11 protein-coding genes are annotated in these 16,517 nt (G+C 72.2%); 4 read left to right on the forward strand and 7 right to left on the reverse strand.

Annotated elements, in window-relative coordinates:
* The first annotated feature begins 66 nt into the window (after positions 1-66).
* Complete coding sequence (locus G514_RS0103995) at positions 67-2,574, forward strand: S8 family serine peptidase (protein ID WP_028650704.1); 2,508 nt, start codon at positions 67-69, stop codon at positions 2,572-2,574.
* Positions 2,575-2,604: 30 nt separating this feature from the next.
* On the opposite strand, the gene G514_RS0104000 is transcribed toward G514_RS0103995, so the two are convergent.
* From G514_RS0104000 to G514_RS0104020, 5 genes are read right to left on the reverse strand one after another with little or no spacing between them, the layout of a single operon-like run.
* Positions 2,605-3,549, reverse strand: coding sequence for a lytic transglycosylase domain-containing protein (locus tag G514_RS0104000; protein WP_028650705.1), 945 nt, complete (start codon positions 3,547-3,549; stop codon positions 2,605-2,607).
* A 37-nt stretch (positions 3,550-3,586) separates the two neighbouring features.
* A complete protein-coding gene (locus G514_RS0104005; protein WP_028650706.1) occupies positions 3,587-4,081 on the reverse strand; it encodes a beta-class carbonic anhydrase in 495 nt (164 codons plus the stop codon).
* Positions 4,082-4,119: 38 nt separating this feature from the next.
* Positions 4,120-5,895, reverse strand: a complete 1,776-nt coding sequence (locus tag G514_RS0104010; RefSeq protein WP_028650707.1) for an MFS transporter — start codon at positions 5,893-5,895, stop codon at positions 4,120-4,122.
* Positions 5,892-6,614, reverse strand: coding sequence for an LppX_LprAFG lipoprotein (locus tag G514_RS24765; protein WP_051246673.1), 723 nt, complete (start codon positions 6,612-6,614; stop codon positions 5,892-5,894). Before G514_RS24765 ends, G514_RS0104010 begins: the two co-directional genes overlap by 4 nt.
* A gap of 4 nt (positions 6,615-6,618) precedes the next feature.
* Complete coding sequence (locus tag G514_RS0104020; protein ID WP_028650708.1) at positions 6,619-9,105, reverse strand: DNA gyrase/topoisomerase IV subunit A; 2,487 nt, start codon at positions 9,103-9,105, stop codon at positions 6,619-6,621.
* A 578-nt stretch (positions 9,106-9,683) separates the two neighbouring features.
* Between G514_RS0104020 and G514_RS0104025 the strand changes: the two genes are divergently transcribed.
* From G514_RS0104025 to G514_RS0104035, 3 genes are all read left to right on the forward strand, one after another.
* Positions 9,684-12,389 (forward strand): bifunctional acetate--CoA ligase family protein/GNAT family N-acetyltransferase, encoded by a 2,706-nt coding sequence (locus G514_RS0104025; RefSeq protein ID WP_028650709.1) that lies wholly within the window; start codon positions 9,684-9,686, stop codon positions 12,387-12,389.
* 270 nt (positions 12,390-12,659) lie between these two features.
* Positions 12,660-13,256, forward strand: coding sequence for a DUF5998 family protein (locus G514_RS0104030; RefSeq protein ID WP_051246677.1), 597 nt, complete (start codon positions 12,660-12,662; stop codon positions 13,254-13,256).
* 11 nt (positions 13,257-13,267) lie between these two features.
* On the forward strand, positions 13,268-14,389 hold the full coding sequence (locus G514_RS0104035; RefSeq protein ID WP_028650711.1) for an alkaline phosphatase family protein: 1,122 nt from the start codon (positions 13,268-13,270) through the stop codon (positions 14,387-14,389).
* A gap of 95 nt (positions 14,390-14,484) precedes the next feature.
* Here the strand turns inward: G514_RS0104035 and G514_RS0104040 are convergent, their stop codons facing one another.
* Entirely contained in the window at positions 14,485-15,963 is a 1,479-nt protein-coding gene (locus G514_RS0104040; RefSeq protein ID WP_245582092.1) for a multicopper oxidase family protein, read from the reverse strand.
* A gap of 3 nt (positions 15,964-15,966) precedes the next feature.
* Positions 15,967-16,437: a hypothetical protein gene (locus G514_RS28945; protein ID WP_051246680.1), complete on the reverse strand. Its 471-nt coding sequence runs from the start codon at positions 16,435-16,437 to the stop codon at positions 15,967-15,969.
* Positions 16,438-16,517: the final 80 nt, after the last annotated feature.

Genomic DNA, 16,517 nt, shown 5'->3' on the forward strand with positions numbered 1-16,517 from the left:
CGGCTCGCTCGAATATCCCCCGTGTGGGTCATCGCGGTCAGGACGGTCCGGACGTAGGTTCATCGCGTGAATCGTCGCCTCGTCGTTCCGATCGCCCTCGTCACCACCGCACTCCTCGCGTTCGGGCTCCAGCCGGCGAGCGCCGCCGGGCCGTCCCAGCCCGGACGTCCCGTGGTCGCCAAGCTCGACGGCTCGCTGCAGATCCTCGCCGATGCCGCCGCCGCGGGGCGGCCGGTCACCCAGCACACCGCCGGTGACCTCGGCAACGGCGTACGCCAGCTCACCGGAGCGCGCGTCGACGACGGCGACGTGCTCGTCAACGTCTACGTCGACGGCTCGCTGGGCGCGGCCGACGCGGCGCTGCGCGACCTCGGCATGCGGGTCACGGCCACCAACGACAGGGCACCTCAGCGCATCGTCGCCGGCTGGCTGCCCGCCACGAGGCTGTACGACGCCACCGCGCTCAGCGCCACCAAGGCGATCACCGTCGTGCGCGCCGGGAAGGACTCCGCCGACGGCTCCGACACCGGCGGCGACACCGGCAGCGTGACCTCGCAGGGCGACGCCGCCCACCACGGCCCGCAGGCGCGGGCCCTCGGGACCACGGGTGCGGGCGTCAAGGTCGGCATCATCTCCGACACGATCAACAAGGTCGGCACGGGCGTGGCCGGCAGCCAGGCGACGGGCAACCTGCCGGCCAACGTGACGGTGCTGCTCGACGACCCCGGCCCGGGGACGATCGACGAGGGCCGGGCGATGGCCGAGATCATCTACGACGAGGCGCCGGGCGTCACCGACATGTACTTCTCGAGCGGGACGGTCAGCGCGTCGGGCAAGGCGACCAGCATCAACAACCTGGTCGCCGCCGGCGTCAAGATCATCGCCGACGACATCTTCTACCTCGACGAGCCGATGTTCCAGGACGGCCAGGTGGCACAGGCCGTCGACGCGGCCAAGGCGGCGGGCGTCAGCTACTTCGCCTCGGCCGGCAACCGGGCGAAGCAGAGCTGGGAAGGCACCATGGGCGCCGGCGCCGACAACGACTTCGACCCCAGCGCCGCGATCGACACGGTGCAGACCCTCGGCACGTTCGTCGGCTCCTCGCCCTACGTCTCGCTGCAGTGGGCCGAGCCGTGGGGAGCCGCCACCACCAACCTCTCGCTCGACTGGTACGTCGACGGCAGCCTCGTCGCGTCCGGTGACGACAACAACATCGTCACCGGCCTCCCCAACGAGGTCGAGCAGATCTCGCTGCCCGGCGGCTCGCACACGGTCGGGATCGGCATCCACCGCGTGGCCGGGTCCGGCACCCCCAAGCTCAAGTGGATCGCCGGAGGGGCGACGGTGAGCAACATCGAGCACGGGACCAGCTCCAACGCCATCAACCCCGACGCCGCCTCCGCGGCCGGTTCGCTGGCCGTGGCGGCGAGCAACTGGAGCACGCCCACCACGCCGGAGTCGTTCAGCTCCCGCGGCCCGAGCATCACGCGCTACTTCGACAAGCTCGGGGTGCCCCTCGGCGTCCCCGTCGTCCGGCCCAAGCCCGCCCTGGCGGCGGCAGACGGGGTGTCGACGACGGTGCCCGCCCTGCTGACGTTCTTCGGCACCAGCGCCGCGACGCCGAGCGCGGCCGGCATCGCCACCCTGATCCGGTCGGGCGCGCCGGCCCTGACCGTCGACGAGGTCGCGACGATCATGACCACCCCTGCCAACGCCCGGGCGTGCGAGACCGCTGCCCCCGCGACGGACTGCGGGTCGGGCTTCATCATGGCCGACCGGGCCGTCGCGGACGCGCTGAACATCCCGCAGACCGCCGCGCCCACCGTGACCGGCGCCAACCCGTCCGGTCCGGCGACTTCGACCACGCCGGCGATCACCGGCACGGCCGAGGCCGGGTCGACGGTGACGCTCTACGGCAACAGCGCCTGCACCGGCACCCCGCTCGGCAGCGGCACGGCGGCGGCCTTCCAGAGCACCGGCGTCACCGCCACCGTGCCGGCGAACACGACGACGACGATCTTCGCCGCCGCGACGAAGCCCGGTCAGCTCGACTCCGACTGCTCGACCAGCTCGGTGTCCTACGTCAACGACAGCATCGCGCCCGACACGACGATCACCACGGCGTTCCCGGGCGGGGTCGCCAAGGCCTTGACCGTCCCGATCGGGTTCACGGCCTCCGAGGCGGGCTCGGCGTTCGCCTGCTCCCTCGACGCCGCGCCGTTCTCGGCGTGCACCAGCCCGGCGTCGCTGAGCGTCACTGCCGGGCAGCACACCTTCCAGGTGCGGGCGACCGACGTCGTCGGCAACGCCGACGCCAGCCCGGCCTCGGTGACCTTCACCGCCTACGACTGCTCGACGCTGACGGCCGCGGCCAACGCCGCGGCCGCGGCGCTGACGAAGGCCCAGACCAAGGTGGCCAAGGCGAAGAAGGCGCTCAAGACCGCCAAGAAGTCGGGCAAGGCGAGCAAGATCAAGAAGGCGAAGAAGAAGCTGAAGACGGCCAAGGCGGCCCTGAAGTCGGCGCAGGCCGCGAGCGCGGCCGCCTCGCAGGCGTCGGCACCCTGCCGGGCTTAGTCCGGTCCTGGCCGTCCGGAGGCCGCGCACTCACCGCTGTGGGTGCGTGGCCAACCAGCGCTCGACCGGCACCGGTCGGGCGCGGTCGTAGCCGACCGGCAGGCGGACGTCGCCACGCGTGGTCAGGTAGTAGACGTCCCAGTGGTAGTAGCCGTAGAAGGCTCGGGGCCGGCGTTCCATGACCTGCGCGAGCAGGGTGACCCCGCGGACGTAGTGGTCGCTGTTGTTGTAGCGGAACAGCGCCTGGGGGAGCCGGCCGCGGGCGCCGCCGTCGTGGGCGAGGTAGCGGGCGGCGGCCATGATCGAGTCGGCCGGGTCCTCGATGTCGCCGCGGCCCCACCGCTCCCACGTCCGCGGGAGGAACTGCATCGGGCCCTGCGCGCCGGCGACCGACGTGCCGCGGATCCGGCCCATCGCGGTCTCCACGAGGTTGATCGCGGCGAGGTACTCCCAGCCGATGCCGTGGGCCCGCTCCGCGCGCCGATAGAGGCGTAGCAGCTCGTCGGCCCGCGCCGGGGCGACGATCCGCCAGGCGGGCAGCTCGTCGGAGAGCACCGAGTGCATCGCCCGGAACTCCCGTCGCGACGCGACGTTGTCGCCGACGACGCCGCGCAGCGACCGGGGCAGACCGGCGCGGACCGTGGCGTCCCACGCCGGGTGGGCGCCCAGGGCGCGGTAGGCGAGCTGCTGGGCGCGGGCGGCACGGACGAGCGCGCGCGGCCTGGTGGCCGGGTCGGCGATCGCACGCTCGGAGGCCACCAGCGTGGCGAGCGCCTGCTTGGCGGTGCGGGGGCGGCGTACGGCGGGCTCGTGCGCCTGCTCGGGCTCCTCGCGCGGCGCGGCCTCGGAGGACGGGGTCGCCGCGGTGTCGGTCGGCTCCGGGTGCGTGGGCGCGGCTGCCTGCTCGTCGGTGCAGCCGGTCAGGCAGGTCGCGGCCACCACCGCCACGAGCCAGCCACCCACCCGCGTCAGCATCCCGTCAGCCTAGGGTCGCGCGCGGGGCGGGCAGCGCTCAGAGCTTCTGGTCGAGCAGGCCCGTGTCGACGTCGTACATGAAACCGCCGACCACGACCGTGTCGGGGATGAGCGGGTGCGACTGCACGCGGTGGACGTCGTCCTCCAGGGCGGCGATGGGGTCGTCGATCACGCCGAAGGCCTGCCAGGTCGCGTCGACGCCGGCGGACTCGCCGACCTTCTCGCGCAGCTGCTGCTCGGTGTGGAGGTTCATGGCGCAGCGGGTGTGCGGGATGATCAGGATCCGCTGCACCCCGAGGAGGTGCACGCCGAGCACCAGCGCCTCGAGGGCGGGGGAGGTGACGCGTCCTCCGGGGTTGCGGAAGATCTTGGCGTCGCCGGCCTTGAGTCCCACCATGTTGAGCGGGTCGAGCCGGGAGTCCATGCAGGTCACGATGGCCACCCCGGCGTGCGCGATCCCGTCGAACCCGGCGAGGTCGAACCTCGCGGCGTAGTCGCGGTTGGCGGCCAGCAGATCGTCGAAGTCACCCACGTCCCGAACGCTAACCGGTGGCCGCCTCGGCCCGGAAGTCAGCCCACGGAGCGGAGCGCCTCGACCGTGCCGACCGACCGGGTGGCGACGCCCCGGAACAGCAGCAGCGCCAGCAAGGCGGCGGCGACCGCGCAGACGACCGCGCCGAGGAAGACGGTCTGCTCCTGCGCGACGCCGGCGGCTTTCTGGAGGTCGCGGTACGCCGAGCACATCTTCGGCCCGCCGCACACCTCGGCGACCGACTGGAGCGCGTCCTGCTTGGCGTAGTAGCGGTGCAGGCCGATCGTCGTCAGCGCCGAGATGCCGACCAGCATCCCGACCATCCGGGCGACGACGACCATCGCGGTCGAGACGCCGTGCACCTCGGGGTCGGTCGCGGCCAGGATCGCGGCGTTGACCGGGGCCAGCGCGAGGCCGAACCCGAACCCGCACAGCACCAGCGTCGCCGTGGAGGTGACGTGGTGGTCGAGCGTGTCGACGTCCCAGCGCGACATCAGGCCGAAGCCGACGGCCGACATCGACATGCCGACGGCCGTGACGAGCCCCGCGCTGCGGGTCCGGATCAGGTAGCCGCCGAGGATCGCGCCGGCGGGCAGCGCGACGAGGAACCGGACGAGGACGAGCGCCGCGAGGAGCTGGGAGGTCCGGTAGGTCGTGGTGCGGGCGAAGATCGGGATGTCGATGAGCGCGGCGATCAGGGCGGCCCCGACGAAGAAGCTCACGACCACCGCGCCCCAGGCGGGCGTACGCCGCAGCGCACCCCGGGGGATCAGCGGCGACCCGGCGCGCCGCAGGTGGACGACCAGGGCCGCGGTCGCGACCGCGGAGCCGAGGAGGTACCAGACCCCCTGGTCGGAGAAGAGCTGCACGGCGGGGTCGGCCGTCGCGAAGGCGAGGATCACCCCGCCGAGGGCGACGGCCAGGAACAGGGCACCGGTGAGGTCGGCGTCGCGCGCGCTGCGCGCCCACCCGCGCAGGTCGACCAGCGGACGCGTGGCGGTGAGGCAGCGCAGCACGAACAGCGCGAGTGCGGTCATCGCGACGACGCCGACCGGGGTGAGCCAGCGGCCGTTGCCGGCGAAGGGGATGAAGTACTCGCCCCAGGTCAGGTCACGCACCACGCCGGGCGGCCGGACGAAGACGACGGCGCCGACGAGCACCGTGACCGCGAGGAGGAGCGAGCCGACCGGGTCGGGCAGGCGCCGTCGCTGGGCTGGTGTCGAGACGGGCGCAGCAACCGTCCCTCGACCCCCGGTCGCCCGCAGCGCGGCGGCGAGCACCAGCCCGACGGCGAGGTTGATGGCGAAGATGACGGGCCAGTCGGCGAAGGCGAGCACGACGGCTCCGAAGAGTGGGCCGATGACCGAGCCGAGCTCCTGGACGGCCGACACGACGCCGAGGGGTACGCCGCGGCGGTCGACGGGGTAGAGGTCGGCGACCAGCGCCAGCGTGGCCGGGACGAGGCCGCCGCCGCCGAGACCCTGGAGGAACCGGCCGGACACCATGCTGGGCAGGTCGTAGGCGAGCGCGGTGACGAGCGACCCCACGGCGAAGACGACGAGCGCGGCAGTGAGCACCGGCAGCCGCCCGCGCAGGTCGGCGATCCGGCCGATGAGGGGGAGCATGGCGACGTACCCGAGCAGGAAGCCGGAGACGATCGGTGCCGCGCGCTGGAGCTCCTCGATCGGGATGCCGGCGCTGCCCATCATCTCGGGCAGCGCGAGCACGACGACGTAGGTGTCGGCGGCCGCGAAGGCCACCGCGACCGAGGCCAGCGACAGCAACAGCCGCGGCGAGCGGCCCGCCGCGGTCACGGCGCGGTGATCTCCTTCTCGGTGCCGTAGTCGTCGAGGGTCAGCGTGTAGGTCACGTCGCCCTCGTCCTTGCCGTAGAACGCGCCCTTGATCACGGCCTCGCGCAGCTCACCCTCGTCGCTGATCGTGTAGGTGAAGTCGAAGTCGCCCTCGGCGGCCGGGATCAGCGCCTCGACCGCGTCGCTGGAGATGGTCCCGGTGTACTCGGTGAGGATCTCCTTGTTGCCGGCGCCGCCGCGCACCGAGTCGCCCGCCTCGACGTCCTCGGCCGCGGAGAGGAGGCCCGAGAACCCGCCGTCGGGGTCCATCAGCCTGGCCGGGTCGGGGGCGCCGTAGTCGGCCGGGTCGATGGGCGTCCAGTCGGGCAGCAGCAGCGAGTTCTTGGCGTAGGTCTTGCCGTCGACCGCGATCACGTCGGCATCGGCGGGCAGGCCGCTGACGCTGAGCTTGAAGGTGCCCTCGAACGCCGAGGGGTGCACGCCGGTGCCGTCGGCCGAGGTGATGCCGGTGACGCCGTTGGGCAGGTCGTCGGTCGCGAGCGAGATCTTCACCCCGCTGGTCTCGTCGAGCGTCTTCTTGGCCGCGGCGAGGACCTCGTCGGCGTTGCCTCCGCCCTTCGGCTCGTCGTCGCCGCCGCACCCGAAGAGCCCGCCCAGGCCCAGGCCGAGGGCCACGGGAGCGAGCAGCAGTCGCAGCCGCGCGGAGCCAGGGTGGGTCACGGGTTCAGCCTTGCACACGCGTCGCCGTCGCGAACCGCGCCAGCCTGGCACCCACCGGGCCGGCCACCGCGGCGATCGGCTGGCTGCCGGGCGTGCCGGACCCGTCGCGCTTGCCGGTCGCGTCGGGCAGGTCGACGGGCGCGCCGCTCGCGGCCGCGGCCCGCGCCGGGGCGTCGCCTGCCCAGGCGGTGACGAGGGTGTCCTCGCCCTTGAGGAACCGGTGGCAGCGGACGCCGCCGGTCGCCCGGCCCTTGGGTGGGTACTCGCTGAACGGCGTCACCTTGACCGCGCCGGGCTCGGTGCCGGGCAGGGCCGTGGAGGACCCGGAGGCGGTGACGACGACGGCGTCGTCGGTCGACGCCAGCGCGCCGAACCACGCGACCGTCTCGCCCGCGGCGACGCGGATGCCGGCCATGCCGCCGCCCGAGCGACCCTGCGGCCGCACCGCGGCGGCGCCGAAGTGCAGCAGCTGGGCATCGGTGGTGATGAAGCACAGCGTCTCGGTGCCGGTGGCCAGCTCGACCGCACCGACCACCTCGTCGCCGTCGTCGAGCCGGATCACCTCCCACTCGTCCTTGCCCAGCACCTCGGGGTTGACCCGCTTGACGGTGCCCCTGCGGGTGCCGATCGCCAGCCCGGGACCGTCGGTGGAGAGCCGGCTGAGCGCGAGCGCGCGCTCGCCGGGCTCGAGCGACGCAAGCTCGCTGACGGGGTAGCCGCCCTGCAGGTTGGGGTCGTTGGCCGACGCCGGCAGCGCGGGGAGGTCGAGCACCGACAGCTTGATCAGGCGGCCGCGGCTGGTGAGGAGGCCGACCTCGCCCCGCGCGGTCGCCGGGACCGCGGAGATCACCACGTCGTGGTTGGTGCGTGCGCCGCCCTCGCCGACCGGCTCGTCGCTGGAGGTGCGTGCCAGGAGCCCGCTGGCGGAGAGGAAGGCGAAGCAGGGGTCGTCGGCAACCTCGAGCGTGGCGGTCGCAGGCGTGACCGTGGTGCCGGCGGACTCCAGGAGCACCGTGCGCCGCGGCGTGCCGTAGGTCTTGGCGACCTCGGCGAGCTCGTCGGACACGACCTTCCGGAGCAGGGCCTCGTCGCCGAGGATCGCCTCGAGCTCCTCGATCTCACGGCGCAGGGTCTCCTGCTCCTTCTCGAGCTCGATCCGGCTGAACCTCGTCAGCCGGCGCAGTTGCATCTCGAGGATGTAGTTGGCCTGGGCCTCGGACAGGTCGAAGACCGAGATCAGCCGCTCGCGCGCGGTCGCGGTGTCGTCGCTGGTGCGGATCACCTGGATGACTTCGTCGATGTCGACCAGCGCGATCAGCAGGCCGTCGACCAGGTGGAGCCGCTCGGCCTTCTTGTCGCGGCGGAACGTCGACCGGCGGCGTACGACGTCGTAGCGGTGCTGGAGGAAGACCTCGAGGAGCTCCTTGAGCCCGAGCGTGCGCGGCTGCCCGTCGACCAGGCAGACGTTGTTGATGCCGAAGGACTCCTCCATCGGCGTGAGCTTGTAGAGCTGCTCGAGGATGGCCTCCGGGACGAAGCCGTTCTTGATCTCGATGACCAGGCGGGTGCCGTTGGCCATGTCGGTGAGGTCCTTGACGTCGGAGATGCCCTGCAGCTTCTTGCCCTGCACGAGCGTCTTGATGCGCTCGACGACCTTCTCCAGCCCCACGGCGTACGGCATCTCGGTCACCACGATGCCCTTGCGCCGGCCGACGGCCTCCACGCGGGCGGTCGCCCGCATCCGGAAGCTGCCGCGGCCGGTCTCGTAGGCGTCGCGGATGCCGTCGAGGCCGATGATCTTGCCGCCGGTCGGCAGGTCCGGGCCGGGCACGAACCGCATCAGCCCGTCGACCGAGGTGTTGGGGTGCGCGATCAGGTGGCGCAGCGCCTGGACCACCTCGACCAGGTTGTGCGGGGCCATGTTGGTGGCCATGCCGACGGCGATGCCGGTGCTGCCGTTGACCACGAGGTTGGGGATCGCCGACGGCAGCACGACCGGCTCGGTCTCGCGGCTGTCGTAGTTGGGCTTGAAGTCGACGGTGTCCTCGTCGATCGACGCCGTCATCGCCACCGCCGGCGGCGCCATCCGGCACTCCGTGTATCGCATGGCTGCCGGGGAGTCGTCGGGAGATCCAAAATTGCCGTGGCCGTCGATCATCGGCACCCGCATGGACCACGGCTGCGCGAGCCGCACCAGGGCGTCGTAGATCGCCCCGTCGCCGTGCGGGTGCAGGCGGCCCATCACCTCGCCGACCACGCGGGCGCTCTTGACGTGCCCGCGGTCGGGGAAGAGCCGCATGTCGTTCATCGTGTAGAGGATCCGGCGCTGCACGGGCTTGAGCCCGTCGCGGGCGTCGGGCAGCGCACGGGAGTAGATGACCGAGTAGGCGTACTCCAGGAACGACGAGCGCATCTCGTCGCCCACGTCGATGTCGAGGATGTGCTCCTCGAAGTCGTCGGGGAGGTCCTGCTTGGTGCCACGCCGTGCCATGACCCCATCCTCTCCCGCGGCACCGACGCGGTGGCGGGTGGCACGCCGACTGGATACCCCCGCGAGCTTCGGCCTGCGCTCGGAACCTGCTCGGTGGAATGCCTTTGCTGCGGGAATCTCGACAGGCTCGATCGGCGGTGGTCGGCCGGGTTGCCTTCCTTGCGGTGGCTTCGAGGCTCGTCGCTGGAGCTCCTCGCACCTCAGCCACCGTGGGGCTCGCGTCGTACGGTGGCTGAGGTGCGAAGGCGTGCTGCGCCTGAGCCTCGAAGCCTCCGCAGCCTGCGCTGGGAGCTGCTCAGCTCGGGTGCCTTTGCTGCGGGGATCTCGACAGGCTCGATCGGCGGGGGGTCCGGCGGGTGCCTTCCTTGCGGTGGCCTCGAGGCTCGTCGCTGGAGCTCCTCGCACCTCAGCCACCGTGGGGCTCGCGTCGTGCGGTGGCTGAGGTGCGAAGGCGTGCTGCGCCTGAGCCTCGAAGCCACCGCACCGAGGGCAGCCGGCCGTGGTCGGCCCCCAGCGGGGACACGCATGCGGCCGAGACACAACCGGCAGGGAGGACGCCGCCTCCTACGATGGCACGTGTGAGCGGCACCGAGCAGGCGACAGCGACCGAGCCGCCGCGCCACTGGGAGGCCGACGTCGTCCTGCGCGACGGCAAGACCGCGCACCTGCGGCCGATCCAGCCCGAGGACGCCGACCTGCTCGTGGAGTTCTACGAGCGGGTGTCGGACCGGTCGAAGTACTACCGGTTCTTCTCGCCGATGCCGCACCTGTCCGACCGAGACGTCGCGCGGTTCACCCAGGTCGACCACGACCAGCGGGTGGCGTTCGTGCTGACCCTGCAGGGTCAGATCATCGCGGTGGCGCGCTACGACCTCGTCTCGCCGGGCGAGGCCGAGGTCGCCTTCCTGGTGGAGGACCAGCACCAGGGGCGGGGGATCGCCCAGATCATGCTGGAGAACCTCGCTCAGGCCGCCCGCGAGCGCGGCATCGAGCGGTTCGTGGCCGAGGTGCTCCCCGACAACCAGCGGATGATCCAGACCTTCCGCGACGCGGGCTACCGCGTGGTCAGCGCCTACGACGAGGGCGTGCTCCAGCTCGAGTTCCCGATCGAGCCGACCGACACCGCGATCGGGATCATGCAGGGCCGGGAGCACATCGCGGAGGCGGCCTCGATCCACCGGTTCTTCAACCCGCGGTCGGTCGCCGTCATCGGCGCCAGCCGCCGTCAGGACACCATCGGGCAGGCGCTGGTGCGCAACCTGGTGACCGGCGACTTCAGCGGCCGGGTCTACGCCGTCAACCCCAGCGCGGGGGCGGTGTCCGGCTTGCCGGCGTACAAGTCCGTCAGCGACATCCAGGACGACGTGGACGTCGCGATCGTCGCGGTGCCGGCCGACTCGGTCGAGGACGTCGTGCTCGACTGTGCCGCGAAGGGCGTGCACGGGCTGGTGGTGATCTCGTCGGGCTTCGCCGAGACCGGCGAGGAGGGCCGGCAGCGGCAGCGCCGGCTGGTCGGCCTCGCGCGCTCGTACGGCGTCCGCCTCATCGGTCCCAACGCGCTCGGCATCATCAACACCGACCCCGAGGTGTCGATCAACGCCTCGCTGGCGACCCTGATGCCGCCCCGCGGGCGCGCGGGCTTCTTCTGCCAGTCCGGTGCGCTCGGGTCGGCGATCCTCGAGAAGGTCCGCAACCGGGGCCTGGGCCTCTCGACGTTCGTCAGCGCCGGGAACCGCGCGGACGTCTCCGGCAACGACCTCCTGCAGTACTGGGAGGAGGACGAGTCGACCGAGGTGGTGATGATGTACCTCGAGTCGATCGGAAACCCGCGCAAGTTCTCCCGCATCGCCCGCCGCGTCTCGCTGCGCAAGCCGATCATCGCCGTCCGCTCCGGCCGCACGACCCAGGGCGTGCCGATGGGGCACACGGTGCGCAAGATCGCGGCGCCACCGCAGGCCGTCGACGCGATGTTCCGCCAGGCCGGGGTGATCCAGGTCGACACCCTCGAGGACATGTTCGACGTCGCCCAGCTCGCCGCGCACCAGCCGCTCCCGCGCGGGCGCCGGGTCGCGATCGTCGGCAACTCCGACGCGCTGGGCCTGCTCGCGGCCGACGCGGCGTCGGCGGTCGGCCTGGTCGTCAACAAGCAGGTGGCCCTGAGTGCCGAGCCATCGCCGGAGGACTTCGAGGAGGCGCTCGACGACGCCATCGACGACCCCGACGTCGACGCCGTGGTCGTGGTCTACATCCCGCCGCTGAGCGTGCCCGGCGAGCAGATCGCCAACGTGCTGGCCGCGGTGGGGGAGCAGTCCGACAAGCCGCTGGTCTCGTCGTTCCTCGGCGCCGAGGGCATCCCCGAGCTGCTCCGGGTGCCGGACGTGGCCGGGTCCACCGCGGGCCGCGGCTCGGTGCCGTCCTACCCGGCCGTCGAGGCGGCGGTCAGGGCGCTCGCCAAGGTCGTGGAGTACGCCGTGTGGCTGCGCACGCCCGACGGGGCGGCGCCGGACCCCGACGCGGTCGACCTCGCGACCGCCCAGCAGGTCATCGGGCGAGCGCTCGCGGCGAACCCCGACGGCGTCGACCTCGACGCCGTTGCGCTCACCGAGCTGCTTGCGGCGTACGGCATCGAGCTGTCGGAGGCCCGGCGGGTGGCCACCCTGCGCGAGGCCCAGAAGGCGGGCCGCGAGCTGGGGTGGGACGTCATCCTCAAGGCCACCACCGAGCGGGTCCGGGAGCGGCCCGACCTCGCGCACGTCTGGCGCAACATCGACTCCTCCGCGGAGATGCGCGACGCGTGGGAGAGCCTGCTCGAGATCGTCGGCGAGCCCGACGACGCGGGCTACGTGGTGCAGAAGAACGCCCAGCCCGGCGTGCCGATCGCCATCCGCAGCCTGGAGGACCCGCTCTTCGGGCCGGTCGTCTCCTTCGGCATCTCGGGGCCGATCATCGAGCTGCTGTCCGACGTGTCGTACCGGATCCCGCCGATCTTCCAGCACGACGCCGCCTCGATGGTCCGGGAGATCAGGTCCTCGCCGATGCTGTTCGGCTACCGCGGCAGCGAGGTCGTCGACGTCGACGAGGTGGAGCGCCTGATCCAGCGGGTCGCCCAGCTGCAGAACGACCTGCCCCAAGTGCGCTCGCTCGAGCTCTCCCTGGTGCTCGCGGGCGCGCACGGCTCCACCGTGCTGACCGCCGCTGCCCGGGTCGAGCCCGTCGTCGACCCGCGGTCGGACTGGTTCGTGCGTCGGATGCCTGCCGTGCCGGGGGACACCATTCCGGGCTGACCCGCTGCGGGACTGTGCAGCATCTGGTCCCCGGTGGCGCCCCAATGCTGCACTGTCGTGGCGCCAGACCCGGGACGCCGGCATCTGCACCCCATCTGGGCCTCCTGGCGGGCTAAATGTGGTGCACATACATTGGCGGCTTCCGGAGGGTGGCCGGCCGGGACAGTGCAGCAATTGGGCGCTCATGGGGATGCAAAGCTGCACTGTCGGAGCCCCGAGGGCCCCGAGCCAGCAGCACCACGCCGTGGGGCGCGTGCCAGACTCCACACCATGCCGCTCCGCGCCACCGACGACCGCAAGGACGACGCCGACCGCAGCCGCGAGCTGCGCGACGCGATCGACCGCACCGGCTACTACCCCGAGGTCGTCATCGACAGCGTCGCCGCCGCGGTCTCGGGCGAGCGCGTCGTGTCGTTCTACGTCCACCACGAGCCGACGTTCGACCGCGACGAGGTGCGCCGCCACCTCTCGGTCATGGTGCTCACGCCGAGCCGGCTGATCATCGTGCACACCGACGAGCACGCTGGCGACGACCTGCTGCCCGAGCCCTACACGTCGACGTCGTCGGAGGCGATCCGGCTCAGCTCGGTGACCTCCGTCGTGGTCACGCGGATGGTCGCCAACCCCACCAAGGGCCAGACCACCCCCGCCGAGGCCGTGATCACGCTGGGCTGGGGCGGCGTCAGCCGGGTCGACCTGGAGCCGGCCGGCTGCGACGACCCGCAGTGCGAGGCCGACCACGGCTACACCGGCGTGCTCGCCTCCGACGACTTCTCGCTGCGTGTCTCCGCGGCCGCGGACGGGCAGGACGCCGTGCCGCTCCTGCTGTCGTTCGCCGAGCAGCTGTCCGCCCGGACGCATTCCTAGAGCGCGGCCTGTTGACCACCCCCTTCGTCGAGCCTGCGTACGGCCACCGCGGGCTGGGTGACGTCGTCCCGGCCATCGGACACGCGCTGGGCAGCGACGCGCTCCGGCGCCCGACGGGCCTGGTGCTGCCCGAGGCGCCGGCCTACGTCCTCTTCCTGGTCGACGGCCTCGGGGCGCGGCTGCTCGAGAGGTACGCCGCCGCTGCGCCGTACCTCTCGTCGCTGCTGGCGGACTCCGCCCCCGGCACCGCCGGCGTCCCGTCGACCACCGCGACCAGCCTGACCTCGCTCGGCACCGGCCTGACCCCGGGCACCCACGGCCTGGTCGGGTTCACCAGCCGCGTCCCCGGCACCGACCGCCTGCTCAACGCGCTCTTCTGGGACAAGTCGGTCGACCCTCTCGTGTGGCAGCCGCACCAGACCGCGTTCGGCCGGCTCACCGACGCCGGCGTGCGGGTCGACGTCGTCAACAAGCGCGAGTTCGACCGCAGCGGCCTCACGATCGCCGCCCAGCGCGGCGCCGGCTACATCGGGGCGGACCGGATCGGCGAGCGGATCGCCGGTGCGGTGACCGGGTCGACGCACCGCCCGTCGCTGACCTATCTCTACGACGGCGACCTCGACTGGACCGGTCACAAGTACGGCGTCGACTCGCCCCAGTGGCTCCAGCAGCTCGCCGCCATCGACGCCGAGGCCGTGCAGCTGCGCGAGGCACTGCCCGACGAGGTGCGCCTGGTCGTGGTCGCCGACCACGGGATGGTCGACTCGACCCCGGCCAGCCGGCTCGACGTCGACCAGCACGAGGAGCTCCGCGACGGGCTGGTGCTGCTCGGCGGCGAGGCGAGGTTCCGCCACCTCTACTGCGCGGACGGCGCCGTCTCGTCGGTGGCCGCCTGCTGGGCCGAGGTGCTCGGCGACCGCGCCGACGTGCTGACCCGCGAGGAGGCGATCGCGCGGGGCTGGTTCGGCACCGTCACCGAGCTCGTGCTCCCGCGGCTCGGCGACGTGGTGGTCGCTGCGCGCGACGACGTGGCGATGTTCTCGAGCAAGGACTTCGGCTACGAGATGAGCCTCGTCGGCCTGCACGGCTCGCTGACGTCGGACGAGATGCTCATCCCGATCCTGGTGGGCTGACGGCGGGCGGCCAGTTTCACCGGGTACCCGGTGAAACTGGTCCTTCCCGGCTGGAACTCCATCCGGTCAGCGCCAGTTTCGTGGGGGCAGTCCGGTCACTCCGGGGAGTTGTTCGACCGGCCGCCGACTCGGAAGGACGACTCCACGCCGGTGTACATCAGGTGCGCGACGAGCCCCTCGGCCGCGTGCACCAGGTTGTGGCAGTGGTCCATCCAGATGCCCGGGTTGTCGGCCAGGAACGCGATCTCGTAGGTCTCGCCGTTCTTGACCTCCAGGGAGTCGACCCACCAGGGGCTGCCGGTGGCCGGCTCGCCGTCCCGCGACAGCACGACCGCGTGGTGACCGTGCAGGTGCATCGGGTGGTTGTCGCCGCTGCCGTTGTGGATCTCGAACACCACGACGTCGCCCTCGGTGACCATGTACATCGGGATGTCAGGGAAGAGATGCCCGTTGATGCTCCACCACATGCCGGGCCGGCCGTCCAGGAAGCCGGGGCGCTTGCCGATGCGGTAGTCGAACCTCCGGTCCGGGCTACCGGTGTCGAAGCCGATCTCGGCGGGCTCGCCGTAGGACAGCAGGTCGACGTACTCCTTCGGCGCCCGCGGCACGTCGCCGCCCGAGGGGTCGGCGCCGAGCACGAGCGCGGTGGAGCCGCCGAAGTCGACGCGTACGCCGCCCTCCGGCACCACGAGGCCGAGGTCGACGCGGCCGCCCGCGGGCAGGCCGTACTTCCGGTCGTCGATCTCGCCGGGACCGTTCACCTCCCTGCCGTCGACGGCCAGCACGCGGTACGGCGCACCGGTGACCCACAGCGTCGCCAGCCCGTTGTCGGTGTTCACGACGCGCAGCCGCACCGACTGGCCGGTCTCGGCATCGACGGTCGTCGTGCCCTTCTCGCCGTTGAGCGTCGCCCCCTCGGCGTAGCGGTGCAGGACCGCGAGCTCCTCCTGCGTCCCGGGGTCGGCCTCCGCGGGGTGGATCACCAGCGCGCCCAGCAGACCCCGGCGCACCTGCTCGTGGGAGACCTGGTGGGAGTGGTACCAGTACGTGCCGGCGTCCTCGGCCACGAACCGGTAGACGTGCTCCTCGCCCTCGAGGACGGCGTCCTGGGTGACGCCCGCGACGCCGTCCTCGGCGTTGGGGACGTCGACGCCGTGCCAGTGCAGCGTGATGCCGTCGTCGACGTTGTCGTTGACCAGCGTCACCTCGACGAGGTCACCGACCGTGGCCTCGAGCGTCGGCCCGGGGGAGGTGCCGTTGACGGTGTAGTGGTCGTCGTCGACGCGGACGGTCAGTGTCTCGCGCACGTCGGCGGGCCGGTCCGGGTCGGCCACCAGGTCCTTGACCGGTGTGCCGTGGCCCATCCCGTGGTGCTGGTCGACGGGGCCACCGCCCCAGTCGACGTAGCCCATCTCCGCCACGTCGTAGCTGTCCGGCAGCAGGCTGGACTGCCGCATCCAGCCGAGCGGCAGCAGGATCGCGAGCGTGGCTGCGACGGCCAGCAGGGGCCGCCGGCGGGCGCGCACGAACGCCCACGTGCGCGCGCGCAGGTCGCCGTGACTGCTCGGGGTCACCCCTCAGACGGCCGCGGGCGCCGTGCCGGGAGCGCGCATGGCAGCGGCGGCCCGCTGGGCGGCCATGATCGCGATGCCCATCAGCACCAGCGCGTTGATCCCGTGGAGGGCTCCGAACCCGGAGCCCACCTCACGCGAGAGCGCCGGGAGCACCAGCACCTGCAGGACCACCAGGACGAAGATGGTCGCGGCCAGGGTGATGCCCTTGGGCACCTTGGCGAAGAACGACACGATCAGCAGCACCAGCGAGCAGAGCGGGATCAGGATGAGGCCGTTGAAGAACATGTGGATCGCGAACGCCGCATCGGCGCTGCCGATCGACTCGCAGTCCTCCTTGCAGTCGAGGAACTCCTCGTCGATGACCCCTCCGTCGTTGATGAAGTTGGTCACGCCGAAGAAGCCCCAGGCGATCGCGCCTGCCTGCACGACGACGAGCACGGCGATGGTGATCGCCAGGATCCGGTAGGCCTTCACAGGTCCCCCCTGTAGCTGCGGTGTGGGTCGGACGTCCCGAGGAGTCCTCAGCAGTGTCGCTGAGGACTGAGCATCCGCCG

This window comes from Nocardioides halotolerans DSM 19273 (genome assembly GCF_000422805.1).
GTDB classification, from domain to species: domain Bacteria; phylum Actinomycetota; class Actinomycetes; order Propionibacteriales; family Nocardioidaceae; genus Nocardioides; species Nocardioides halotolerans.

Excerpts from the sequence above, each read along its gene's own strand:
- G514_RS0104000 (WP_028650705.1), bottom strand. The coding sequence starts at position 3,549 with ATGCTGACGCGGGTGGGTGGCTGGCTCGTGGCGGTGGTGGCCGCGACC.
- G514_RS0104030 (WP_051246677.1), top strand. The coding sequence starts at position 12,660 with ATGCCGCTCCGCGCCACCGACGACCGCAAGGACGACGCCGACCGCAGC.
- G514_RS0104020 (WP_028650708.1), bottom strand. The coding sequence starts at position 9,105 with ATGGCACGGCGTGGCACCAAGCAGGACCTCCCCGACGACTTCGAGGAG.